Annotated in this window: 22 protein-coding genes and 1 pseudogene; 10 read left to right on the top strand and 13 right to left on the bottom strand. The window is 71.6% G+C overall.

All coding sequences use genetic code 11. The features are described 5' to 3' along the window. Positions 1-163 precede the first annotated feature (163 nt). Genes GTY47_RS35845 through GTY47_RS35835 form a run of 3 tightly spaced genes read left to right on the top strand, consistent with a single transcriptional unit; the run spans position 164 to position 3,283 of the window. Positions 164-1,405 (top strand): outer membrane lipoprotein carrier protein LolA, encoded by a 1,242-nt coding sequence (locus GTY47_RS35845; RefSeq protein WP_010041478.1) that lies wholly within the window; start codon positions 164-166, stop codon positions 1,403-1,405. A gap of 26 nt (positions 1,406-1,431) precedes the next feature. Continuing rightward, positions 1,432-2,418, top strand: a complete 987-nt coding sequence (locus GTY47_RS35840; RefSeq protein ID WP_010041475.1) for an ABC transporter ATP-binding protein — start codon at positions 1,432-1,434, stop codon at positions 2,416-2,418. Beyond that, positions 2,405-3,283 (top strand): ABC transporter permease, encoded by an 879-nt coding sequence (locus GTY47_RS35835; protein WP_010041474.1) that lies wholly within the window; start codon positions 2,405-2,407, stop codon positions 3,281-3,283. The genes GTY47_RS35840 and GTY47_RS35835 overlap by 14 nt, the downstream gene beginning before the upstream one ends. A gap of 45 nt (positions 3,284-3,328) precedes the next feature. Here GTY47_RS35835 and GTY47_RS35830 read toward each other — a convergent pair whose 3' ends face one another. From GTY47_RS35830 to GTY47_RS35820, 3 genes are all read right to left on the bottom strand, one after another. Next, positions 3,329-3,910: an NAD(P)H-dependent oxidoreductase gene (locus GTY47_RS35830; RefSeq protein ID WP_010041469.1), complete on the bottom strand. Its 582-nt coding sequence runs from the start codon at positions 3,908-3,910 to the stop codon at positions 3,329-3,331. An 84-nt stretch (positions 3,911-3,994) separates the two neighbouring features. Then, positions 3,995-5,149 carry an amidase gene (locus GTY47_RS35825; RefSeq protein ID WP_010041468.1) on the bottom strand — a complete coding sequence of 385 codons (1,155 nt, stop codon included), beginning with the start codon at positions 5,147-5,149 and terminating at the stop codon, positions 3,995-3,997. 5 nt (positions 5,150-5,154) lie between these two features. Further along, positions 5,155-5,658 (bottom strand): DUF6668 family protein, encoded by a 504-nt coding sequence (locus GTY47_RS35820; protein WP_010041466.1) that lies wholly within the window; start codon positions 5,656-5,658, stop codon positions 5,155-5,157. A 160-nt stretch (positions 5,659-5,818) separates the two neighbouring features. Between GTY47_RS35820 and GTY47_RS35815 the strand changes: the two genes are divergently transcribed. Continuing rightward, the gene (locus tag GTY47_RS35815; RefSeq protein ID WP_010041464.1) at positions 5,819-7,222 is read left to right on the top strand and encodes a hypothetical protein; all 1,404 of its coding nucleotides are present in this window, start codon (positions 5,819-5,821) and stop codon (positions 7,220-7,222) included. Between the two features lie 6 nt (positions 7,223-7,228). Here the strand turns inward: GTY47_RS35815 and GTY47_RS35810 are convergent, their stop codons facing one another. After that, a complete protein-coding gene (locus tag GTY47_RS35810; RefSeq protein ID WP_010041461.1) occupies positions 7,229-8,176 on the bottom strand; it encodes a M28 family metallopeptidase in 948 nt (315 codons plus the stop codon). Positions 8,177-8,313: 137 nt separating this feature from the next. Beyond that, positions 8,314-8,781 (bottom strand): VOC family protein, encoded by a 468-nt coding sequence (locus tag GTY47_RS35805; RefSeq protein ID WP_010041459.1) that lies wholly within the window; start codon positions 8,779-8,781, stop codon positions 8,314-8,316. 21 nt (positions 8,782-8,802) lie between these two features. On the opposite strand from GTY47_RS35805, the gene GTY47_RS35800 reads away from it, so the two are divergent. Continuing rightward, positions 8,803-9,414 carry a CGNR zinc finger domain-containing protein gene (locus GTY47_RS35800; protein WP_010041456.1) on the top strand — a complete coding sequence of 204 codons (612 nt, stop codon included), beginning with the start codon at positions 8,803-8,805 and terminating at the stop codon, positions 9,412-9,414. On the opposite strand, the gene GTY47_RS35795 is transcribed toward GTY47_RS35800, so the two are convergent. Next, a complete protein-coding gene (locus GTY47_RS35795) occupies positions 9,401-9,856 on the bottom strand; it encodes a helix-turn-helix domain-containing protein (protein WP_029181276.1) in 456 nt (151 codons plus the stop codon). The genes GTY47_RS35800 and GTY47_RS35795 overlap by 14 nt on opposite strands. Before the next feature lie 91 nt (positions 9,857-9,947). Here GTY47_RS35795 and GTY47_RS35790 point away from each other — a divergent pair. Beyond that, positions 9,948-11,288, top strand: a pseudogene (locus tag GTY47_RS35790) (MFS transporter); the annotation flags it as partial. On the opposite strand, the gene rarD reads toward GTY47_RS35790, so the two are convergent. Both rarD and GTY47_RS35780 read right to left on the bottom strand, forming a co-directional pair. Next, positions 11,183-12,196: an EamA family transporter RarD gene (gene rarD / locus GTY47_RS35785; protein ID WP_029181275.1), complete on the bottom strand. Its 1,014-nt coding sequence runs from the start codon at positions 12,194-12,196 to the stop codon at positions 11,183-11,185. The pseudogene GTY47_RS35790 and the gene rarD overlap by 106 nt on opposite strands. A 131-nt stretch (positions 12,197-12,327) precedes the next feature. Further along, the gene (locus tag GTY47_RS35780) at positions 12,328-13,182 is read right to left on the bottom strand and encodes an SDR family oxidoreductase (protein ID WP_010041446.1); all 855 of its coding nucleotides are present in this window, start codon (positions 13,180-13,182) and stop codon (positions 12,328-12,330) included. A gap of 91 nt (positions 13,183-13,273) precedes the next feature. Between GTY47_RS35780 and GTY47_RS35775 the strand changes: the two genes are divergently transcribed. Further along, positions 13,274-13,660 (top strand): helix-turn-helix domain-containing protein, encoded by a 387-nt coding sequence (locus GTY47_RS35775; RefSeq protein WP_010041444.1) that lies wholly within the window; start codon positions 13,274-13,276, stop codon positions 13,658-13,660. Between the two features lie 34 nt (positions 13,661-13,694). Here the strand turns inward: GTY47_RS35775 and GTY47_RS35770 are convergent, their stop codons facing one another. The 5 genes from GTY47_RS35770 to GTY47_RS35750 all read right to left on the bottom strand — a co-directional run bounded on the left by GTY47_RS35770 (position 13,695) and on the right by GTY47_RS35750 (position 20,465). Beyond that, positions 13,695-14,774 carry a 2-oxoacid:ferredoxin oxidoreductase subunit beta gene (locus tag GTY47_RS35770; protein ID WP_010041443.1) on the bottom strand — a complete coding sequence of 360 codons (1,080 nt, stop codon included), beginning with the start codon at positions 14,772-14,774 and terminating at the stop codon, positions 13,695-13,697. Continuing rightward, positions 14,767-16,695 carry a 2-oxoacid:acceptor oxidoreductase subunit alpha gene (locus tag GTY47_RS35765; RefSeq protein WP_029181274.1) on the bottom strand — a complete coding sequence of 643 codons (1,929 nt, stop codon included), beginning with the start codon at positions 16,693-16,695 and terminating at the stop codon, positions 14,767-14,769. The genes GTY47_RS35770 and GTY47_RS35765 overlap by 8 nt, the downstream gene beginning before the upstream one ends. A 224-nt stretch (positions 16,696-16,919) precedes the next feature. After that, positions 16,920-17,579: a response regulator transcription factor gene (locus GTY47_RS35760; RefSeq protein WP_010041434.1), complete on the bottom strand. Its 660-nt coding sequence runs from the start codon at positions 17,577-17,579 to the stop codon at positions 16,920-16,922. A gap of 175 nt (positions 17,580-17,754) precedes the next feature. Continuing rightward, the gene (locus tag GTY47_RS35755) at positions 17,755-19,116 is read right to left on the bottom strand and encodes a sensor histidine kinase (RefSeq protein ID WP_010041431.1); all 1,362 of its coding nucleotides are present in this window, start codon (positions 19,114-19,116) and stop codon (positions 17,755-17,757) included. A gap of 128 nt (positions 19,117-19,244) precedes the next feature. Then, positions 19,245-20,465, bottom strand: a complete 1,221-nt coding sequence (locus GTY47_RS35750) for a sensor domain-containing protein (protein WP_010041429.1) — start codon at positions 20,463-20,465, stop codon at positions 19,245-19,247. Positions 20,466-20,705: 240 nt separating this feature from the next. Between GTY47_RS35750 and GTY47_RS35745 the strand changes: the two genes are divergently transcribed. From GTY47_RS35745 to GTY47_RS35735, 3 genes are all read left to right on the top strand, one after another. Continuing rightward, positions 20,706-21,113 (top strand): NADH-quinone oxidoreductase subunit A, encoded by a 408-nt coding sequence (locus GTY47_RS35745; protein ID WP_010041427.1) that lies wholly within the window; start codon positions 20,706-20,708, stop codon positions 21,111-21,113. Beyond that, a complete protein-coding gene (locus GTY47_RS35740; protein ID WP_010041424.1) occupies positions 21,104-21,730 on the top strand; it encodes an NADH-quinone oxidoreductase subunit B in 627 nt (208 codons plus the stop codon). Before GTY47_RS35745 ends, GTY47_RS35740 begins: the two co-directional genes overlap by 10 nt. Continuing rightward, a partial coding sequence (locus GTY47_RS35735) for an NADH-quinone oxidoreductase subunit C (protein WP_010041422.1) occupies positions 21,727-22,466 on the top strand: 740 nt, incomplete at its 3' end. The genes GTY47_RS35740 and GTY47_RS35735, both read left to right, overlap by 4 nt.

Genomic DNA, 22,466 nt, shown 5'->3' with positions numbered 1-22,466 from the left:
ACGTGGAGTTGAGCCCGGGGTCTGACGTATTTCCCTGGCCGATTTGGTCAGATGGTCACCACGGAAAACACCACTCCTCACCAGTTCGGGTGAGAATGGCGGCTCAGGGACGAGTGCGTGTACGACACGGACAGCCGCCGCCGATCACGGAGGTAGGGCACACATGGCACCGTACGCATCCGACGACAGCACGACCGCCGGGGAGGTCGACGAGCAGCGCTCCGGGCGGCGCAAGGCCGCGCGGTACGTCGTCCCGGTCACGGTGGTGGGGGTGGCGGCCGCGACGATCGGGCTGGTCCCCGCACTCGCCGACTCCGGTGACCCCGACCTCCCGAAGATCACCGCACAGCAGCTCATCGAGAAGATCGCCAAGTCGGACGTCCAGCAGCTGTCCGGCACCGTGAAGATCAGCACGGACCTCGGCCTGCCGGACCTCGGCGGGCTGGAGAGCAGCCTGATGTCCGGTGCCGCGAGCCGGGACCGGGGCGGCTCCTCCGCCGATCCGACGGCCAAGCTCACGGAACTGGCCTCCGGCACGCACACCCTGCGTGTCGCGGCCGACGGCCCGGACAAGCAGAAGCTGTCGCTGCTGGAGAACGCCGCCGAGTACAGCATCATCCACAACGGCAAGGACGTCTGGGGCTACGACAGCAAGTCGAACGAGGTCTACCACGGCACCGCCTCCGACAGCCCGGAGCGCGGGAAGGACCAGCAGCCGCCGGCCACGCCCAAGGACTTCGCCGAGGAGGCCCTGAAGGCCACCGACGACACGACCTCCGTGAGCGTGGACGGCACCGCCCAGGTCGCCGGCCGGGACGCCTACAAGCTGGTCATCAAGCCCAAGCAGTCCGGCTCGACGGTCGGCGCGGTCACCGTGGCCGTGGACGCGAAGACCGGCATGCCGCTGAAGTTCACGCTGACCCCGGCGAGCGGCGGCGCCGCCGTCGTCGACGCGGGCTTCACCCAGGTCACCTTCGGCAAGCCGGCCGCGTCGACCTTCGACTTCACCCCGCCCAAGGGCGCGAAGGTCACCGAGGAGAAGGACGCCGGCAAGGGCTCCGACAAGGACTTCGGCAAGGGCTTCGAGAAGGGCGGGCCGCGCGAGCACGCCCCCAGGGCCGAGGAGCACCTCGGCAAGGGCCTCGACGGCATGAAGACCATCGGCGAGGGCTGGAGCTCCATAGCCACCTTCGACACCGGCGGCCACGGCGTGCCCTCCGGCAAGGCCGGCGGCGACCTCGGCGGCTTCGTGAACTCGCTCGGCGACAAGGTCGCCGGCAAGTTCGGCTCCGGCACGGTCTTCTCCACCCGCCTGGTCAACGCCCTGATCACGGACGACGGCAAGGTCTACGTGGGCATGGTCACCAAGGACGCGCTGGTGAAGGCGGCCGACGCCGGGAAGTAAGTCCTTTCGAGAGAACGAGGGAGCCGATGGGCGAACCGTCCGCCGCGGAGCCGGAGCACAGCGACGCGCAGGCCGAGTCCGGGGAACCGGTCATCGCCACCCGCGCGCTCACCAAGCGCTACCGTGGCGGACAACTCGCCGTCGACGGCCTCGACCTGACCGTCCCGGCGGGCAGTGTCTTCGGCTTCCTCGGCCCCAACGGCTCCGGCAAGACCACCACCATCCGCATGCTGATGGGCCTCATCGAGCCCACCTCCGGCACGGCAACGGTGCTCGGACAGCCCATGCCCCGGGCCACCCGCGCCGTGCTGCCGCACGTCGGCGCCCTCATCGAGGGGCCGGCCCTGTACGGCTTCCTCTCCGGCCGCGACAACCTCGTCCGGTACGACTCCGCCGACCCGGCCGCCGATCCGCGCACCCGGAAGGCCCGGGTCGCCGCCGCGCTGGACCGGGTGGGCCTGACGGCCGCCGCGGGCAAGAAGGCCAAGGCGTACTCGCTGGGCATGAAGCAGCGCCTGGGCCTCGCGGCCGCGCTGCTCCAGCCGCGCCGGCTGCTCGTGCTCGACGAGCCGACCAATGGCCTCGACCCGCAGGGCATGCGCGAGATCCGCACCCTGATACGGGAGCTGGCCTCGGACGGCACGACCGTGTTCCTCTCCTCCCACCTGCTCGACGAGATCGAGCAGGTCTGCACGCACGCGGCCGTGATGACGCAGGGCCGTCTGATCACGCAGGGCGCGGTCGCCGAGCTGTCCGCCGGGGCGCGCGGTCGGCTGGTGGTGACCACGCCGGATCCGGCCGAGGCGGCCCGGGTGCTGAAGGAGCAGGGCGTCGGCGACGTCGTCGTCACGGCGGACCGGGTGACCGGCGAACCACCGGACCGCGACCTCGCCGAGGTGAACGCCGCGCTGGTCACGGCCGGTGTGCGCGTCCGCGGATTCACGGTCCGACGGGCCTCGCTGGAGGACGCGTTCGTGGCGCTGACCGGGGAGGGTTTCGATGTCGCAGGCTGAAGCCGCACGGGCCGTACGGCCGGTGAGCCCGCTGTGGACCTTCGGGCTGCTGCGCAGCGAGCTCACCACCACTTTCCGGCGCTGGCGCACCCTCGCGCTGCTGGCCGTGCTGGCGGGCGTGCCCGTCCTGGTCGGCATCGCCGTCAAGATGGAGACGAGTGACGGTTCGTCGCCCGGCGGTGGTGGGGGCGGGGGACCGGCCTTCATCTCGCAGATCACGAACAACGGCCTGTTCCTCGTCTTCACCGCGCTGGCCGCCACCCTCCCGTTCTTCCTGCCGATGGCGATCGGTGTCGTCGCGGGCGACGCGATCGCCGGCGAGGCGAACGCCGGCACGCTCCGCTACCTGCTGGTCGCCCCGGCCGGCCGCACCCGTCTGCTGCTCACCAAGTACGCGACCGTCGTCATCTTCTGCCTGGCCGCCACCCTTGTCGTGGCCGTCTCGGCGCTGACGGTCGGCGCGCTGCTGTTCCCGCTCGGCGACCTGACGACCATCTCCGGCACCCGGATCGGTTTCGCCGAAGGCCTGGGCAGAGCCCTGCTGATCGCCCTGGTCGTCGCCGCGTCACTGATCGGCGTCGCGGCGCTCGGACTGTTCGTCTCGACGCTCACGGGCAGCGGCATCGCGGCGACGGCGACCACCGTCGGTCTGCTGATCACGGTCCAGATCCTCGACCAGATCCCGCAACTGCACGCCCTCCAGCCGTACTTCTTCTCGCACTACTGGCTGTCCTTCGCCGACCTCATGCGCGAGCCCGTGTACTGGGACGACCTGGCGAAGAACCTCGGCCTCCAGGCCCTGTACGCGGGGGTGTTCGGCTCGGCGGCCTGGGCGCGCTTCACGACGAAGGACATCACCGCGTAGCGCTCGGTCCGCTCAGTCCGCTCGGTCCTCCCAGCCTCGTGGTGCTCAGTCCTCGTACACGAACCGGGCCGGCGGCGCCTCCTGCGCGAAGAACGTCTTCGCGCGGGTCAGTGCCTCGGTGTCGTTCAGCACGTCACCGGGCTTGCTGCCGTTGCCGAGCAGCACTCCGCCGAACCGCATCCCCATGTACGCGGCCGAGTTGTTGAGCGTCCCGACCAGCGGGTCGGCCACCTCCGGCTGCGTGTGCGCGAGCGCGGTGACGCCCCACAGGGTGCGTCCCGCCAGGGTCGCCTTGAAGTCGAGGCCGGGCGTGCGCAGCCAGCCGGACCAGTAGTCCAGGTAGCGCTTGGTGTGCGCGGAGACCGAGTACCAGTACAGGGGCGAGGCGATCACGATGTCCGTGGCCGCGAGGGTGGCGTCGAGCAGCAGCGCCAGGTTGCCCTCGGTCGGGCGGACGTGGTCGCTGTCGTGCCGCAGGTCCTCGAAGTCGGGCACCGGATGCTCGGCCAGGTCGATCCACTGCTGTTCGACGTCCGGGGGCAGTTGCTCGGCTGCCCGGCGGGCCAGCAGCTCGGTGTTGCCGTCGGCACGGGCACTGCCCAGGACGAAGAGGAAGCGACGGGTCATGGGTGTCCCCCCAGAAGGTAGGCGCGGGTCAATTACACGCGCTTGCATCATATGCGTGCGCATCTAAATCCGCCAGGGGCGCCATCAGCCCCCGATGCGCGGCTCCGCCTCCCGTGCCACGGCCAGCAGCAGCGCCTCCCGGCCGTGCGGCGCCACCAGGTGCAGCCCGGCCGGGCAGCCGTCAGCGCCGAAGCCCGCCGGAAGGCTCAGCGCCGGATGCCCGCTGAGGTTGAACGCCCAGGTGAGGGAGGTGGAGTAGCGGTCGCCCGGGCCGTCGTGCCCGTGCGGCGGGGTGGGCGTGGTCGGCGTCAGCAGCAGCTCCGCTTCGGCGAACAGTCCGGCCAGCCGCCGGTCGTTCTCCGCCCGGACGCGGTGGGCTCCGCCCGGATCGGCACCGGGTGTGCGCAGGGCGAGCCAGGCGGGCCCGGGGTCCGCGAGCCGCAACGGCACGCGCGGCCGTACGAGCCGTAGGACACCGGCCGCCGCGAGCCGTTCGACCGCCGCCCGGGCCAGCGCGACGGGCTCCGGGTCGGGCTCCGCGAAGCCCAGGTCGGGCGACCAGACGGCGGTGACCGGGAGCGGCGTGCCGGTCGGCACCGGCTCCTGCGACACCACGTGCCACCAACTCGCCGCGTCCGACGCCGAGCGGGCGAGCACACCGGGGACGGCGAGCCCCGTACCGTCGGCGGAGGGCAGCCGTCCGGCCGTGGTCTTCAGGCCGGTCACCCCGCACCAGGCCGCCGGGATCCGCACCGACCCGGCCCCGTCGCTGCCCGTCGCCAGCGGCACCAGCCCGGCCGCCACCGCCACCGCTGCCCCGGCCGACGAGCCGCCCGGCGTACGGTCCGCGCGCCACGGGTTGACGGTCCGGCCGCGCGCGCCGAGCCCCCAGGTCCGCCAGGGCGTTCCCGGCCCGGGCACCGAGGTCGCGCCCACGGCGACACAACCGGCCGCGAGCAACGGCCCCGCCGCACGCAGCCCGTGCCGCCCCTTCACCGCGATCGGCACCCCGGCCAGCGGCAGCGCTTCCCTCTTTCGGGGGACATCTGCGGCACGCCCGGCGAGCAGCGCGTCCACCTCGCCGGCCCGCCGCAACGCGTCCTCGCGCCAGACCTCGACGAACGCGCACAGCTCCGGATCGGCCCGCTCGATCCGCTCCAGCGCCGCCCCGATCACGTCGACCGCGCGCAGCTCCCGGGCCCGCACGCCCGCCGCGATCTCCCCGGCCGACAGGGACACCGCCGTCAGCGCGCCGCTCCCGTCAGCCGGACCAGGGCCGATGTCTCGCGCGGCGGATGCCCCGGCTCGCCCAGCCGCCAGGCCGGCACCCAGGGCACGCGGTACACGTCGATGACCGACTCCAGGGACTTGACCCGCTGGGCGAGCGGACGCGGCAGCCGGCCCGGAGCGTCCGCCACGAGGACGACGGCATCGAGGTCCAGCCCGGGCGGGGCCTGACCGCGCCGGAAGACATCCACAGCACCGGCGACCGAGTCCAGCCCGGCCGCGTGCGTCCGCGCGACCAGCAGCACCGACGGCGGATCGCCCGGCCCGGGCCAGGCGCGGCCGCTGTCATGGCCGCCGTAGACCGCGGCGAGGGTGGAGACGCCCGCGCCGCCGTGTGTGCCGACCCAGGAGAAACGCCGTGCCGCGGCATGGGCGTGAGCGGGCCCCGGCGCCCCCGGCCCCTGGCCGGTCACCGGGCCGCGGATCCAGATCTCCGGCCCCTGTCGCATGCCTGTCTGCATGCCCCTCTCCTCCCTCGTGCTCCTGATCCTCATGCCATCCGGAACGATCCATACCGGGACCTGGAATCCTTGGGACGAGCCTGTGACACCGCGGTGACGTGAGAAACGGGAGCGAGCGGACACACTCGACACTAGGTGTACGACGCCGAATGAGGGGACGATGGCTCGACTCAGCCGCGAGAAGAAGCGGGAACAGAAGCAGGCCGCGCACGCGGCGACCCCGGCGGCGCCGATCGACGTCCGTGTCCCCGGGGCCGGAGCGGACCCGGCAGGAGCGGCGCCGGGAGCCGGAGCGGGGGGTGTCTGCGACGGTGCGTCGGTCGGCGGCGTCCCCGTCTTCGCGGCCCCCGGCGAGGAGATCCAGCAGGCCGTCCTGAACCGCCTTCACCACATCGCCCTGGCCACCGGCCATCCCGTCCTCGCCACGGTCCACGACGAGCGCATCGGCTACGTCGTGCCCCTCCAGGTCGACCCGGACGGCTCCAGCCGCTTCACCGCCGAGCCGGTCCGCACGGCCCCGCCGGAGGACGCCGTCGCCGCCGCGGGAACGCCTGCGGCGGGTGCGGTGACGGAGCCGCCCGTTCCACCGCCCGGACCGACACCGCCCGGACCGACGCCGCCCGGACCGACGCCGCCCGGACCGACGCCGCCCGCGCCGGAGCCGCAGCACCCGCAGGACGACAGGGCCACGCACGTCCTGCGCCCCGCACAGGAGCCCGGCCGTGGCCCGGCCTCGACGTTCCCGCTGCGGGCGGTGCCCGAACCGCAGCCGGCCGATCAGCCCGTACCGACCTTCGAGCTGCGAGCCGTCACCGAGTCGCCGCGGCCCGAACCGGAAGACACGCGGCCGGGCCCGGCCACGACACCCCCCGGCACCGTCGCGCCCCCGACCGGAGAGTTCGGCCCGCCGCCGCTCATGGACGTCAGGCCGCTCCCCGTCCCGGGGACCGGCCCGGGCCCGCAGCGCAGGCGCGAACCCGAGCCGATGTCCGAAGCGGAGCTGCTCGCGGCCGAAGCCGACGCCAAGCCGACCCCCGCCCGCGGCTTCGACGCCGTCGCGGAGGCCGTGCTCGGCGACGAACCCCTCGGCGCCCCGGGCGACCCGGCCGCCCCCGCCCTCCTCGCGGAGCCGATCGCGCGGATCAACGAGGCCGTCAAGGAGGGCCGGATCGACGCGGCGGCCGGGCTGGCGGACCAGACCGTCGTGGAGGCGTCGGGGACGCTCGGGCCGGAGCACCCCGAGGTGCTCCGGCTGCGCGAACTCACCGCGTACATCTCCTACTTGTCCGGTGATCCGCTCCGTGCCTTCCGGTTGTCCCTCGACCTGGCCGCCGCCCGCCGCCGCACGGGTGACGCCGAGGCCGCCTACGGCAACGTGCAGAGCGCGGCCACCGCCTGGCGCGCCGTGCGCGACCCCGCGGTGGGGCTGGAGCTGGGCCGGGACCTGATCGGCCTGTGGACCGAACTCGCCGGCGAGGACGGCCCCGCCGCCGAGGAGATCGAGCAACTGGAGTCGGCCCGCGCCCGCATGGGCCGGCTGACCGAACGGGCCCGCAACCAGTAGGCGCCGTTACTGCGACAGCTCCCACACCGCGTACGCGACGGCGTCGCTGTTGCGGTCGAGGGCGGTGTCGTCGATGTTGGCGGTGGTGTCGCAGGAGGAGTGGTAGCAGCGGTCGAAGGCCCGCCCGGCCGTACCGCCCCACTTGGCCGCCTGCGCCGCCGTCTTCGTCCGGCTGGCCCCGGTGAACAGGCCGCCCACCGGCACGCCCGCGCTCTTGAAGGGCGCGTGGTCGGAGCGGCCGTCGCCCTCGGTCTCGATCTCGGTCGGGACGCCGAGGCCACTGAAGTACTCCTTGAAGGTCTTCTCGATCGCCGGGTCGTCGTCGTAGACGAAGTAGCCGGGGTTCGGGGAGCCGATCATGTCGAAGTTCAGGTAGGCGCTGATCCTCGAACGGTCCCCGGTGGCCAGCCGGCTGACGTAGTGGCGGGAGCCGACCAGGCCGAGTTCCTCCGCGCCCCACCAGGCGAACCGCAGGTGCTTGGTGGGCTTGTACTGCGCCCGGGACACCGCGAGGGCGGTCTCCAGGACGGCGGCCGAGCCGGACCCGTTGTCGTTGATGCCGGGCCCGGAGGAGACGCTGTCGAGGTGCGAGCCGGCCATCACGACCTGGTTCGCGTCGCCGCCGGGCCAGTCGGCGATCAGGTTGTAGCCGGTGCGGCCGGAGGCGGTGAACTGCTGGACCGTGGTGGTGTACCCGGCCGCGTCCAGCTTGGCCTTGATGTGGTCGATCGAGGCCTTGTAGCCGGCGCGGCCGTGCGCGCGGTTGCCGCCGTTGGCGGTGGCGATGGACTGGAGCTGGGAGAGGTGGGCCTTGACGCCCGCCAGGGGTATGTCGGGCGCGGCGGCCGGTCTTGGGGGAGCGGACGCGGCGTCCGCCACGGCACCGCCGGTCAGGAGCATGGCGGTCGCCACGGCACCTGCCGCCACGGCACGCGCGGATGCGGAGAGCTTCATGTGGGGGCTCCGAATTCCATGGGGAAGCCCGTGGGTGTCCACGGGCGCCCACAGTGAATGGGGTGCCTGGATGGTGAAGCCCCGGCTGAATATCCGTCAAGAGCCTTAAGTGGCCAGACAGTTGGGTTGTCGCCGCACTAGTGCACGCAGAACTCGTTTCCCTCCGGATCCTCCATCACGACCCATGCCGTGCCCTGCTCCGCCACTCGCCGCAGCACGCTCGCCCCGAGCCTCTCCAGGCGTACCACCTCGTCCTCGCGCGTCCCTTGACCGGGGTGCAGGTCCAGGTGGAGCCGGTTCTTGACCGTCTTCGCCTCCGGCACCCGCTGGAACAGCAACCGCCGCCCCAGCCCGGTCCCGCTCTCCTTGTCGTACGGGTCGTCGGGATGCCGTACGGCGACCAGGTCCCGGAAGGCGCGCCGGCCGTGGAACTCGACCGTGACGTCGGCCGGTACGGCGCCGGAGTCCAGCAGCCTCTCGATGAGCGTGTTGTTGTCCTCGACCTCGTAGCGCAGCGCGGCGGCCCAGAAGTCGGCCTGTGCCTGCGGGTTCGCGCAGTCGATGACGATCTTCCAGTGGAGGGGGTGCGGAGTGTTGTCGGCCATGTAACCACTTATATTGGTTACGTGAATGAGCGCGCAACGGAAACGCCGGGACTGAGGCTGACTTCGTACGGGGGGAAGGTCTTCCGCTTCGACCCCGGCGCCCTGTGCCTGGAGCTGCTGACGACGGGCGGCCCGGGGGAGTTCGCGCGGTACGAGGTGCTGCACGAGCCCGCCGACCTGGTCGCCTGGATCGCCCGCAGCCGTCTCCCGGACGGCTTGGACATCACCGTCACCGAGGACGAGCTGGAGCGCGTGCGCACCCTGCGCGACGCCGTGTTCCCGCTCGCCGCCGACCGCGCCCACGGCCGCCCGCTGCAAGCCGCCGACCTGGACGTCGTCAACGCCGCCGCGGCCGGGCCGCCGCTGGTCCCCCGCATCGAGCCGGACGGCACCCGTGCCTGGGCCCCGGGCGCCACCGGAGCCCACCTGCTCTCCACGGTCGCCCGGGACGCGATCGACCTGTTCACCGGCCCCTACGCACACCGCGTCCGCGAATGCGGGGCCCACAACTGCTACCTGCTCTTCGTCGACACCTCCCGCCCGGGCCGCCGCCGCTGGTGCGCGATGGAGCACTGCGGCAACCGCGAGAAGGCCCGGGCGCACCGGTCCCGCCAGGCTCCTAGGACGCCGTAGCCTCCGCGGCCCGCGCCTCCGACTCACGGGCGTCGTAGGCGCTGCGGGCCGCCGCGATCTCCTCCTGGTGCCGCTCCGTCCAGGTCACCAGCGACTGGATGGTGGTGTGCAGGGTCCGGCCGAGGGAGGTCAGTTCGTACTCGACCCGCGGCGGCACCACCGGGTGCACCGTCCGCTTCACCAGGCCGTCCCGCTCCAGCGACCGCAGCGTCACCGTCAGCATCCGCTGGCTGACCCCGTCGATCTCCCGGCGCAGCTCGGTGAAGCGCAGCCGCCGGTTCTCCAGCAGCGCGATGACGAGCAGTGACCACTTGTCGGCGATCCGGTCGAGGATCTGCCGGACCTGGCAGTCCTCGCGGGTGTCCCACTGGAAGGGATCGGCGTCGCCGTAGTCCACGGTGCTCGCGCAGTTACTCGGTGACTTCGAAGTGCCTTCTTCCATGTCTGTCGATGCTGCCGCAGGGTGGTCGTGGTTACAAGAGGGAACCGACCCTCACTTGCGTAACCACCGGTGACAAGAGGAGTGTTGACTCATGGGCACCCGTGCCTGGGCGCTGCTGTTGGTCCTCTGCGGGACGATCTTTCTCGAAGGCATCGATGTCGCGATGATGGCGGTGGCGATCCCGGCCATCCGCTCCGACCTCGGTCTGGCCACCGACACCGCGGCCTGGGTGATGAGCGGCTACGTGCTCGGTTACGCCGGCTTCACCCTGCTGGGCGGCCGGGCGGCCGATCTGCTCGGGCGGCGGCGGATGTTCCTGCTCTGGCTGGCCGTCTTCCTCGCCTTCTCGGGGCTCGGCGGCTTCGCGACCGAGGGCTGGATGCTGGTCGTCGCCCGATTCGTCACGGGCGTCGCCGCCGCGTTCATGACCCCGGCCGCGCTCTCCCTGATCACGACCTCGTACGCGGAGGGGCCGCAGCGCAACAAGGCCCTGCTGGTCTTCGCCGGCACGGGCGCGGCCGGCTTCTCCCTCGGCCTCGTCATCGGCGGTCTGCTCACCCAGCTCGGCTGGCGCTGGGTGTTCTTCGCGCCGGTCCTGCTGGCAGCGGCGCTGCTCGCCGCGGCCGTACGCCTGGTGCCCCGGCAGGACGGGCCGCCCGCCCGCCGGCGCGGGTTCGACCTGCCCGGCGTGCTCACCGCCGCCGGCGCCATGCTGCTGGCCGCCTACACCGTCGTACGCCTCGAGCACGGGCTGCACGACTGGCCGCTCACCGTGGTCTCCGGCCTCGCGGCGCTCGTCCTGGCCGGTGCCTTCGTCGTGGTCGAACGCCGCTGCCCGGATCCGCTCGTCCGCCTCGGCATCCTGCGCCAGGGCCCCGTCGTGCGCGCCGACCTCGGAGCGCTGCTCTTCCTCGGGGCCTTCTTCGGCTTCCAGTTCGTCGTCACGCTCTATCTCCAGGAACTGCGGGGCTGGTCACCCCTCATGACGGCGGTGGCCCTGATCGTCATGGGCGTCGACGCCGTCCTCGCCCCGACGCTCACCCCGAAACTGGTCGCCCGCTTCGGCAACGCCCAGGTGATCGTCGGCGGCTTCGTCCTGGCCGTGATCGCGTACGCGCTGTTCCTGCCGGTCGGCATGGACTGGTCCTACGCCGCGATGTTCCCCACCCTGTTCCTCTCGGGCCTCGCCTTCGCCCTGGCCTACGGACCGCTGACGATCGCGGCGACGGACGGGGTGACCGGGTCGGAGCAGGGCCTGGCCGGCGGTCTGCTGACCACCGCCACGCAGTTCGGCTCCGCCATCGGCATCTCGGCGGTGACCGCGGTCTACGGCTTGGCGTCCACCGGGTCCGGCTCCGAGGCCACGCTGTCGGCGTTCCGGGCGGCGCTCACCGTGCCGGTGGTCCTGGTGGTGCTGGGCACGTTGATCTCGCTGGTCAGCGTGCGGGAGGCCCGGCGGGCGGTGCGCAGGGCGTCCCAGGTGAGCAGCGTCAGCGCCAGCCACACCAGCGCGAACCCGGCCCAGCGCTCCGGCGGCATCGCCTCGTGGAAGTAGAAGACGCCGAGCAGGAACTGGAAGACCGGCGTCAGGTACTGCAACAGGCCGATCGTGGACAGGGGCACGCGGATGGCGGCGGCGCCGAAGCAGACCAGGGGCAGCGCAGTGACGATCCCGGCCGAGGCGAGCAGCACCGCGTGCCCCGCGCCCTCGGTGGTGAAGGTGGAGTCGCCCCGCGCGGTCAGCCACACCAGGAAGCCGAGCGCGGGCAGGAACTGGACCACGGTCTCGGCGGCCAGCGACTCCACGCCGCCGAGGTTCAGCTTCTTCTTCACCAGCCCGTACGTGGCGAAGGAGAAGGCGAGGCCGAGGGAGATCCACGGGGGCCGGCCGAACCCGACGGTCAGTACGACGACCGCCGCGACGCCGGTCCCGACCGCCAGCCACTGCACCGGCCGCAGCCGCTCCTTCAGCAGCAGCACACCCATCGCGATGGTGACCAGCGGGTTGATGAAGTACCCGAGCGAGGCCTCGACGACGTGGCCGGAGTTCACGGCCCAGATGTACAGGCCCCAGTTGAGGGTGATGACCGTCGCGGCGACCGTGACGAGGCCCAGCCTGCGCGGCTGCCGCAGCAGCTCACCGGCCCAGGCCCAGCGGCGCAGCACGAGCAGGGCGGCGCCCACGAAGACCAGCGACCACACCATCCGGTGGGCCAGGATCTCCACCGCCCCCGCGGGCTTCAGCAGGGGCCAGAAGAGGGGGACGAGCCCCCACATCCCGTAGGCCGCGAAGCCGTTCAGCAGTCCTATGTGCCGCTCACCCCTCGGCTTGCCGCTCACGGGTCCCTCCTCCGTACGTGGTGTTCCGCGTCCACGACGGTAACGCCGGGCGCCCCCGGCTGTCATGTCCGTATCGGCATACGGTCATGACAGCCGGGGGCGGTGGCGTCTCAGGGGCCCGCCGGGGGAGATCAGCCCTTGAGCGCCGCGGCGATGGCTTCGGAGAGCGGGGTGGTCGGGCGGCCCGTCAGCCGGGACAGGTCGCCGGTGGAGACGACCAGCTCGCCCTTCTCGATGGAGGCGTCCACGCCCGCGAGCGTCCGCGCCAGCGGCTCGGGCAGGCCGGCGCCGGTCAGGATTCCGGTGAGCACCTCGGTCGACACCGCGTTGTAGGTGATCTCCCTGCCGGTCTGGCGGCTCAGCTCGGCCGCGTACTCGGCGAAGCTCCACGGGGTGTCGCCGCCCAGCTCGTACGTCTTGTTCTCGTGCCCCTCGCCGGTCAGCACGGCGACGGCCGCAGCGGCGTAGTCGGCGCGCGAGGCGGAGGAGACCTTGCCCTCGCCGGCGGCGGCCACGACCGCGTTGTGCTCCAGCACCGGGGCGAGGTTCTCGGTGTAGTTCTCGTGGTACCAGCCGTTGCGCAGCAGGGTGTAGGGAACGCCGGAGTCCAGCAGCAGTTCCTCGGTGCCGCGGTGGTCGTCGGCGAGCGCGGCGGTCAGCGTGCCCGGGGCGCTGGTGTAGGCGAGCAGGGCCACACCGGCCGCCTTGGCGGCGTCGATGACGACCTTGTGCTGCTGCACACGACCCTTGTCGAACTCGTTGCCGGAGACCAGCAGCACCTTGTCACCGGCGGAGAAGAGCCCGTCGAAGGACGCCGGGGCGTTGTAGTCGGCCAGCGCGATCCGCACACCGCGCTCCGCGAGGTCGGCGGCCTTCTCCGCGTTGCGGACGACCGCGGTGATCTGCTCGGCGGGGACCTTCTCCAGCAGCTGCTCCACGACGTGACGGCCGAGGTTTCCGGTGGCTCCGGTGACGATGATGCTCATGAGGGCGACTCTCCTTGTGGGGTGCGATGGCACTAACCCTACGAGAGGCGCTAACTGTTGGAAAGTACCCACTTTGAAGTAAGGTACTGGCATGGCAGTAATCAACAGCGAGGCCGAGGTCCTGTGTCCGTACCGGCTGGTGCTGGAGCACGTCACCAGCCGCTGGGGCGTGCTCGTACTGATCGAGCTTCTGGACCGCCCGCACCGGTTCAGCGAGCTGCGCCGGGCGATCAGCCGTTACGGGGGCCGGGGCGTCAGCGAGAAGATGCTCACGCAGACGCTCCAGACCCTGGAGCGCGACGGCCTCGTCCACCGCGACGCCAAGCCCGTGATCCCGCCCCGCGTCGACTACTCCCTCACGGATCTGGGTCGCGAGGCCGCCGAGCAGGTGCGGGCCCTCTCCCAGTGGACGCACCGGCGCATGGACGACGTGGAGAAGGCCCGCCGGGCATACGACGAGGCCCGGGCCGCGTCCTGAGACGGTCCCGGGCCTCGCTCTGCGAGGGGCATGCTCAGCCGACGACCGTCCAGGTGTCGCCGCCCGCCAGCAGCGCCGCCAGGTCGCCCTTGCCGTGCTGCTCGATCGCGCTGTCCAACTGGTCGGCCATCTGCGTGTCGTAGACGGGCCGGTCGACGGAGCGCAGGACACCGATCGGCGTGTGGTGCAGGGTGTCCGGGTCGGCCAGGCGGGACAGCGCGAACGCCGTGGTCGGGGACTCGGCGTGCGCGTCGTGGACGAGCACCTGGTCCTCGTTCTCCGGCGTCACCGCCACCACCTTCAGATCACCGGTCGCCCGGTCCCGGACGACACCCTTGGCCAGGTCGCTGCCGAAGCGGATCGGCTTGCCGTGCTCCAGCCGGATCACGGCCTCCTCGGCCTGCCGCTTGTCCTTGAGGGCGTCGAAGGCACCGTCGTTGAAGATGTTGCAGTTCTGGTAGATCTCGATCAGGGCCGTGCCCTGGTGGGCGGAGGCCTGGCGCAGCACCTCCGTCAGGTGCTTGCGGTCGGAGTCGACGGTCCGCGCCACGAACGACGCCTCCGCGCCGATCGCCAGCGACACCGGGTTGAAGGGCGCGTCCAGCGAGCCCATCGGCGTCGACTTGGTGATCTTCCCGACCTCGGAGGTCGGCGAGTACTGGCCCTTGGTCAGACCGTAGATCCGGTTGTTGAACAGCAGGATCTTGAGGTTGACGTTGCGGCGCAGGGCGTGGATCAGGTGGTTGCCGCCGATGGACAGCGCGTCACCGTCACCCGTGACGACCCACACCGACAGGTCGCGGCGGGAGCTGGCCAGACCCGTGGCGATGGCCGGTGCGCGGCCGTGGATGGAGTGCATCCCGTACGTGTTCATGTAGTACGGGAAGCGGGAGGAACAGCCGATGCCCGAGACGAAGACGATGTTCTCCTTCGCCAGCCCCAGCTCGGGCATGAAGCCCTGCACCGCGGCGAGGATGGCGTAGTCGCCGCAGCCAGGGCACCAGCGCACTTCCTGATCGGACTTGAAGTCCTTCATCGACTGCCTGCCCTCGGCCTTGGGGACGAGGGAAAGCGCCTCGATGGTGCCCGTGCCTTGTGTGGACGTCTCAGCCATCGATGGCCTCCTTCAGAGCCGAGGCGAGCTGCTCCGCCTTGAACGGCATACCGTTGACCTGGTTGTACGAGTGGGCGTCCACCAGGTACTTCGCCCGGATGAGCGTGGCGAGCTGCCCGAGGTTCATCTCGGGGATCACCACCTTGTCGTAACGCTCGAGGACCGTGCCGAGGTTCTTCGGGAAGGGGTTGAGGTGGCGCAGATGCGCCTGCGCGATGGACTCCCCGGCCCGGCGCAGCCGCCGTACCGCGGCCGTGATCGGCCCGTACGTCGAGCCCCAGCCGAGGACGAGGGTCCTGGCCTCGTGCGGATCGTCCACGACGAGGTCCGGGACCTCGATGCCGTCCACCTTCGCCTGCCGGGTGCGCACCATGAAGTCGTGGTTGGCCGGGGCGTAGGAGATGTTGCCCGAGCCGTCCTCCTTCTCGATGCCGCCGATCCGGTGCTCCAGCCCCGGCGTGCCCGGGATCGCCCATGGCCGGGCCAGGGTCTGCGGGTCGCGCTTGTACGGCCAGAACACCTCGGTGCCGTCGTCGAGCGTGTGGTTCGGGCCCTGCGCGAACTGCACCCGCAGGTCCGGCAGCTCCTCCAGGTCCGGGACGCGCCACGGCTCGGAGCCGTTGGCCAGGTAACCGTCGGAGAGGAGGAACACCGGCGTCCGGTACGTCAGCGCGATCCGCGCGGCCTCCAGTGCGGCGTCGAAGCAGTCCGCCGGCGTGCGGGGCGCGACCACCGGGACCGGCGCCTCGCCGTTGCGCCCGAACATCGCCTGGAGCAGGTCGGCCTGCTCGGTCTTGGTGGGCAGACCGGTCGACGGGCCACCGCGCTGGATGTCCACGATCAGCAGCGGCAGCTCCAGCGAGACAGCGAGACCGATCGTCTCCGACTTCAGCGCCACACCGGGGCCGCTCGTCGTGGTCACGGCAAGGGAACCGCCGAAGGCCGCGCCCAGCGCCGCCCCGATACCGGCGATCTCGTCCTCGGCCTGGAAGGTCCGCACCCCGAAGTTCTTGTGCTTGCTCAGCTCGTGCAGGATGTCCGACGCCGGGGTGATCGGGTACGACCCCAGGTACAGCGGCAGATCGGCCTGCTGCGAGGCGGCGATCAGGCCGTACGACAGGGCCAGGTTGCCCGAGATGTTGCGGTAGACACCCGGCGGGAACGCCGTGGCCGCCGGGGCGACCTCGTAGGAGACGGCGAAGTCCTCGGTCGTCTCGCCGAAGTTCCAGCCGGCCCGGAAGGCGGCGATGTTGGCCGCCGCGATGTCGGGCTTCTTCGCGAACTTCGACTTGAGGAATCTCTCCGTGCCCTCGGTGGGCCGGTGGTACATCCAGCTCAGCAGGCCCAGCGCGAACATGTTCTTGCTGCGCTCGGCCTCCTTGCGGGTGAGGTCGAACTCCTTCAGCGCCTCCACGGTGAGCGTGGTCAGCGGCACCGGGTGGATCTGATAGCCGTCCAGCGACCCGTCCTCCAGCGGACTGGTCTCGTAGCCGACCTTCTGCATCGCCCGCTTGGTGAACTCGTCCGTGTTGACGATCACCTCGGCACCGCGCGGCAGGTCGCCGATGTTCGCCTTCAGCGCGGCCGGGTTCATCGCCACCAGCACGTTCGGCGCGTCACCGGGCGTGAGGATGTCGTGATCGGCGAAGTGCAGCTGGAAGGACGACACACCCGGCAGGGTCCCGGCGGGCGCCCTGATCTCGGCCGGGAAGTTCGGCAGCGTCGACAGGTCGTTGCCGAACGACGCGGTCTCCGAGGTGAAACGGTCACCGGTGAGCTGCATACCGTCACCCGAGTCCCCCGCGAACCTGATGATCACTCGGTCGAGGCGACGAACGTCCTTCGTGCCCGCCGCTTTGCGCTGCTCTCCTACGACAGTTTCGTCGGCCTGCTCCGCTGGGCTACTGACCTGGCTGGTCACTGAACTGGACCTCCCTCGAGGCGGCTGTCCGGGAAGGCCTTCCCGCAGGCCTTCCCAGGATCAACACTACGACCGCAAGGGTCGCCTTCTTCGGGTCATTCGCATGTTGGACACGACTTTGAGACGTTCGCGCGCCCCGGGTTGCACTGCCGTCCGATCTCTGGTGCTGTCCTCCAAGACGCTCCGCACCCGCCTCGTGGTTCGGTCGGGAACTGGCCGTCCGGTCAGGAATTCAGATACGTCAGCACGGCCAGCACGCGGCGGTGATCCCCCTCGCTCGGGGAGAGCCCCAGCTTCAGGAAGATGTTGCTGACGTGCTTCTCCACCGCTCCGTCACTGACCACCAGCTGCCGGGCGATCGCCGAGTTCGTCCGCCCCTCGGCCATCAGCCCCAGTACCTCCCGCTCCCGCGGGGTCAGCCCCGCGAGCACGTCCTGCTTACGGCTGCGGCCCAGCAACTGCGCGACGACCTCCGGGTCGAGGGCCGTACCGCCCTCGGCCACCCGCACCACCGCGTCCACGAACTCACGCACCTCGGCCACCCGGTCCTTCAGCAGATAGCCGACGCCCCGGCTGGACCCCGCGAGCAACTCCGTCGCGTAGCGCTCCTCCACGTACTGCGACAGCACCAGCACGCCGAGCCCCGGGTTCGCCTTGCGCAACTGCACCGCGGCCCGCACCCCCTCGTCGGTGTGCGTCGGCGGCATCCGCACATCGGCGACCACGACGTCCGGCAGCTCTCCCTGGGCGTCCAGCTCCGTGATGGTCTTGATCAGCGCCGCGCCGTCACCGACCCCGGCGACCACCTCGTGCCCCCGGTCGGTCAGCAGCCGGGTCAGGCCCTCCCTGAGCAGCACTGAATCCTCGGCGATGACCACCCGCACCCTGTCCTCCACGATGTTCGGCCCCCCAGAGCCCGACGCCGCCCGTCCGCAGCCCACAACGGCTCCGCGCCCACCCGTGCGACCGCTCCAGCATTTCAGGAACGAGCGCTGGATGGGGGTGGACCGGCTGGTTGCCCGGCCGATCCGACCGATTCGGGAGGGGGGAAGGCGAAGGTCACCTCACGTGCGCGCCCCGCCACGGCAACTCCGCGGTCACCCGGGTCGGCCCGCCCGCCGGCGAGTCCACCACCAGGATCCCGTCGACCGCGTCGAGCCGCTCCGCCAGCCCCGCCAGCCCCGACCCCTGGGCCACGTCGGCCCCGCCCACGCCGTTGTCCACGACCTGGAGCATCAGCCGGTTCTCCGTCCGCCACACCTCCACGCCGGCCCAGGTCGCCCGTGCGTGCTTGCTGACGTTCTGGAGCAGCTCCGACACCGTGAAGTACGCGATCCCCTCGATCGCCGGCGCCGGCCGCTCCGCCAGATCGACCTCGACCTGCACCGGCACCGTGCAGCGCGAAGCGACCGCGGACAGGGCCGCGTCCAGACCGCGGTCGGTCAGGACCGCCGGATGGATGCCCCGGGCCAGGTCCCGCAGCTCCTGAAGTGCCGTCTTCACCTCACCGTGCGCCTCGTCGACCATCCGCGCGGCCGCCTCCGGATCCTCCTGGAGCTTCTCCTTCGCCAGCCCCAGATCCATGGCCAGGCTGACCAGCCGGGCCTGCGCCCCGTCGTGCAGATCCCGCTCGATGCGCCGCAGGTCCGCGGCGGCCGTGTCGACCACGACCCCCCGGTCCGACTCCAGTTCCACCACCCGCGAGGCCAGCCGCGACGGCCCGAGCAGCCCGTGCACCAGCAGCCGGTCCACCATCGTCAGGGCCCGCACGATCCACGGCGTGGCGATCGTCAGCAGCAGACCCACCAGCGCGGTCACCGTGATCTCGAAGGGGTTGTCGAGGTAGACCCGGTGCGTCTCGTCGCCGTACAGCTGGATCCCGTCCTGCCCCGCGTACATCGGGAACACCCAGAACCACAGCGGGTACGTCAGCAGGGCCCAGCCCAGCACCCAGAGGTTCACGGCGACGACGAACGAGAACACCGCCCACGGCAGATGCAGCACCGCGTACAGCAGGGCCCGCCACGAGGCGCCGCTCTTGAGGACGGCCCCCACCCACGCCATGGCGCCCGGCTTCTTCATCCGCAGCGGCTCCGGGCCGGCCACCTCCAGGTCCAGCAGCGCCCGCGCCCGCAGCCGCTCCAGCGACCCGAGGCCACGGCACCCGGCGAGCGCCGCCGCCAGCACCGGAATGCCGAGGAACGTCACCAGCAGTCCCGCCCCCAGCGACACCATCGTGACCGCGTAGGTGAACAGCAGGATGCTGATCGGCAGGCTGAGCAGCACATATCCGAGCTCACGCCAGGTGCGGCCCTCGACCGGAGCCCGCAGCGCGGCGGGCAGCCGGTGCCGCCGCTCGGTGCTCCCGGGGAACCCCGGCCTGCCGTCGAGCCCGTACCCCTGTCCGTACTCCGTGGCCATCGGTGTCGTCCTTCTCCCTCGTCCTGCGGCTGTCTTCCCGTACCACCACCCTGCTCCGCCGCAGGTCGGCGGACCATGGAGTCCGTCGGCGTCTTGGACGGGGGGTTTTCCCTACCTCCGGACACCCACTAGGGGGCGCGCGTGCCGGAGTCGTCCGTGCGGTCGCGCCAGGGCAGTTCCGCCGTGACCGTCGTCGGGCCGCCCTCGGGGGACTCCAGGACGAACAGCCCGTCGACGGCGTCCAGCCGCTCGGCCAGACCCCTCATCCCCGTACCGCCGTCGAGACTCGCGCCCCCGCGGCCGTCGTCCCACACCTGTATGAGCAGCCGGTCGTTCGTCCGCCACACATCCACCGACGCCGACTTCGCCGCGCTGTGCTTGCTGACGTTCTGGAGCAGCTCCGAGACGGTGAAGTAGGCGATGCCCTCGATGGCCGCGGCCGGCCGCGCCGGCAGTTCGACCGTCACCTTGACCGGGACCGTGCAGCGCGCGGAGACCGCGGACAGGGCCGCGTCCAGACCGCGGTCGGTCAGGACCGCCGGGTGGATGCCGCGCGCGAGGTCCCGCAGCTCCTGGAGCGCCAGCTTCACCTCGCCGTGCGCCTCCTCGACCATCGCCGCCGCCGCGTCGGGGTCCTCCAGCACCTTCTCCTTCGCCAGGCCCAGCCCCATGGCCAGGTTGACCAGCCGGGCCTGCGCCCCGTCGTGCAGATCCCGCTCGATGCGCCGCAGGTCCGCGGCGGCCGTGTCGACCACGACCCCCCGGTCCGACTCCAGCTCGGCGATGCGCCGCTCCAGCTCGTCGGAGGGCGACAGCAGCCCGCGCACCATGGCCCGGTCGGCGTTGGTCAGGCCCCGCGCGATGAACGGCAGCACCGGCCACAGCACGAACAGCGAGGTCAGCGTGGTGGCGAAGGTGAGGACGCCCCACGGCAGCCGTATGAACTCGTACAGCACCGTGCGCCAGCCCACCGGGTCCTTCAGCGACATCCACAGCTTGTGGAGGAAGCCGCCCGAGCCGCGCAGCGGCAGCCTGCTCGGCTCGTCCACCCGCACCCCGAGCAGCGCCCTGGCCCTCGCCCGCTCCATCCGGCCCAGCAGCCGCGCGCCGCTGAGCCCGGCCGCCAGCAGCGGGAACCCGATCACCGTGATCGTCAGACCGAAGCCGGTGAACAGCACCGTCACGACATAGGTGAATCCGAGCAGCGCGACCGGAAGGTTCGCCAGGAGATGCGCGATCTCCTTCCAGGTGTGCCGGTCATAGGCGAGACGGGGCGGCGGCGGGCGGTCGTCCGGTCCTGCCACCGTCGTGGCCCCGCTCGGGTCGGAGGACGGGATGCGTTCGGTCATATGCGTTAGCGTGCCCGGCGGCGGGCACCCGCGCCATGAGGCAGACCGCCAGGATCGACTGAGGAAAACCCCACCCCCGCATGCCAGGGCGTGACGGGCTGCTTACCCTGCCTTTATCAGGGCCTAGACTCCCGTGCGTACAGATCGTCGAACGGCGGCGTCCGTGGTTCCCGGCCGGTCCTCGGAGCCGCGGAATCGTCGCAAGGACCCAGTCCGAGTTTCAGGGAGCGAGGGACGGACGTGCCGGAACCGACCGTCGTCACCACGACCGTCGTCGCGGCGGACTACTTCCAGTCCTATTCGGTCGTCGGGCTGCTCGCCGTCGTCGGTGTGCTGTTCGTCGCCGTCGCCTTCGGGGCCGGCCGTCTGCTGCGGCCCGTGGTCCCCACACCCGAGAAGCTCCTGACGTACGAGTGCGGCGTCGACCCCGTCGGCGAGGGCTGGGCCCACACCCAGGTCCGCTACTACGTCTACGCCTTCCTGTACGTGATCTTCGCCGTCGACTCGATCTTCCTGTTCCCCTGGGCGACCGTCTTCGCAGCCCCCGGCTACGGCGCGACGACCCTGGTGGAGATGTTCATCTTCCTCGGCTTCCTGGCCGTGGGCCTGCTCTACGCATACAAGAAGGGCGTCCTGGCATGGACGTGACCCCCGCCGGCACCGAGCCCGTGCTGCTTCCCGAGCCGAAGCGGCTCGGCGCCCTCGCACGCCTCGCACCCGAGCCGATGAAGGTGATCCTCAACTGGGGCCGCCGCTACTCGCTCTGGGTCTTCAACTTCGGCCTCGCCTGCTGCGCGATCGAGTTCATCGCCGCGTCGATGGCCCGCCACGACTTCATCCGGCTCGGCGTCATCCCCTTCGCGCCGGGCCCGCGCCAGGCCGACCTGATGGTGGTGTCCGGCACGGTCACGGACAAGATGGCGCCGGCGGTGAAGCGCCTCTACGAGCAGATGCCGGAACCCAAGTACGTCATCTCCTTCGGCGCGTGCAGCAACTGCGGCGGCCCCTACTGGGACTCGTACTCCGTCACCAAGGGCGTCGACCAGATCATCCCCGTCGACGTCTACGTCCCCGGCTGCCCACCCCGGCCCGAGGCGCTGCTCCAGGGCATCCTGAAGCTCCAGGAGAAGATCGCCCGCGAGTCGCTGGGGGAGCGGTACGGAAGCGGCGCCGCCCGTCCTTCGGCGGCGGCGCTGCAGAGCGGTCTGGTGCAGCCGCCGGCCCCCGCCCCGGGCTCGGACCCGACGCCGGGGGAGGGGCGATGACCGCGGTCGGCTGGCTCCCCGCCGACGTCGAGGAACTCTTCGGCCCGGACGCCACGGCCGAGGAGTCGTACGAGGTCCTGACCGTCGACGTACCGCCGACGACCTGGATCTCCGCCCTGGAGACCGCACGCGACCGCCTGACCTGCACGTACTTCGACTGGCTGAGCGCGGTCGACGAACCGGGCACGGGCTTGCGCGTCACGGCCCACGTCGCGGCGCTGTCCCCGCTCCGACGTCTCCTCCTGCGTACGACGGTTCCGCACGAGGCCCCCACCCTGCCCTCGGCCGTCGGTGTCTACGCGGGCGCCGCCTGGCACGAACGCGAGACCCACGAGATGTTCGGCGTCACCTTCGAAGGCCACCCGGCACTGGACCACCTGCTCCTGCCCGAGAACTTCGAAGGCCACCCCCTGCGCAAGGACTTCGTCCTGGCCGCACGCGTCGCCAAGGCCTGGCCCGGCGCGAAGGAACCCGGCGAGTCCGAACACGGCGGCCCCAAGCGCCGCCAGATGCTTCCCCCCGGCGTCCCCGACCCGAACGAATGGGGCCCCCTGAAGGGCCAACTCCCCCTGGCTCCGGCCCGCGGCGCCCGCGCCGCAGGCGACCGCCCGACCCGAGGCCCGGCCCGCCCCGCAGCCGAACGCGAACGCCCGGTACGGCGAACCCGCACGGCGGGTGAGGGCTCGGCGAGCCAGGCCGCGCCTGGTGAGTCGGCTGCTTCGGCTTCGGGTGGGCC

Origin of the sequence: Streptomyces sp. SID5464 (assembly GCF_009862985.1) — a bacterium.
Lineage (GTDB): Bacteria > Actinomycetota > Actinomycetes > Streptomycetales > Streptomycetaceae > Streptomyces > Streptomyces chartreusis_D.
The sequence above is the reverse complement of the archived record's forward strand: the minus strand, read 5'-3'. Positions and strand labels throughout refer to the sequence as shown.

Excerpts from the sequence above, each read along its gene's own strand:
- GTY47_RS35795 (WP_029181276.1), bottom strand. The coding sequence starts at position 9,856 with ATGGAAGAAGGCACTTCGAAGTCACCGAGTAACTGCGCGAGCACCGTG.
- GTY47_RS35740 (WP_010041424.1), top strand. The coding sequence starts at position 21,104 with ATGGACGTGACCCCCGCCGGCACCGAGCCCGTGCTGCTTCCCGAGCCG.
- GTY47_RS35755 (WP_010041431.1), bottom strand. The coding sequence starts at position 19,116 with ATGGCCACGGAGTACGGACAGGGGTACGGGCTCGACGGCAGGCCGGGG.
- GTY47_RS35810 (WP_010041461.1), bottom strand. The coding sequence starts at position 8,176 with ATGAAGCTCTCCGCATCCGCGCGTGCCGTGGCGGCAGGTGCCGTGGCG.
- GTY47_RS35835 (WP_010041474.1), top strand. The coding sequence starts at position 2,405 with ATGTCGCAGGCTGAAGCCGCACGGGCCGTACGGCCGGTGAGCCCGCTG.
- GTY47_RS35840 (WP_010041475.1), top strand. The coding sequence starts at position 1,432 with ATGGGCGAACCGTCCGCCGCGGAGCCGGAGCACAGCGACGCGCAGGCC.
- GTY47_RS35845 (WP_010041478.1), top strand. The coding sequence starts at position 164 with ATGGCACCGTACGCATCCGACGACAGCACGACCGCCGGGGAGGTCGAC.
- GTY47_RS35775 (WP_010041444.1), top strand. The coding sequence starts at position 13,274 with ATGGCAGTAATCAACAGCGAGGCCGAGGTCCTGTGTCCGTACCGGCTG.
- GTY47_RS35770 (WP_010041443.1), bottom strand. The coding sequence starts at position 14,774 with ATGGCTGAGACGTCCACACAAGGCACGGGCACCATCGAGGCGCTTTCC.
- GTY47_RS35820 (WP_010041466.1), bottom strand. The coding sequence starts at position 5,658 with ATGCAGACAGGCATGCGACAGGGGCCGGAGATCTGGATCCGCGGCCCG.
- GTY47_RS35830 (WP_010041469.1), bottom strand. The coding sequence starts at position 3,910 with ATGACCCGTCGCTTCCTCTTCGTCCTGGGCAGTGCCCGTGCCGACGGC.
- GTY47_RS35780 (WP_010041446.1), bottom strand. The coding sequence starts at position 13,182 with ATGAGCATCATCGTCACCGGAGCCACCGGAAACCTCGGCCGTCACGTC.
- GTY47_RS35750 (WP_010041429.1), bottom strand. The coding sequence starts at position 20,465 with ATGACCGAACGCATCCCGTCCTCCGACCCGAGCGGGGCCACGACGGTG.
- GTY47_RS35815 (WP_010041464.1), top strand. The coding sequence starts at position 5,819 with ATGGCTCGACTCAGCCGCGAGAAGAAGCGGGAACAGAAGCAGGCCGCG.
- GTY47_RS35805 (WP_010041459.1), bottom strand. The coding sequence starts at position 8,781 with ATGGCCGACAACACTCCGCACCCCCTCCACTGGAAGATCGTCATCGAC.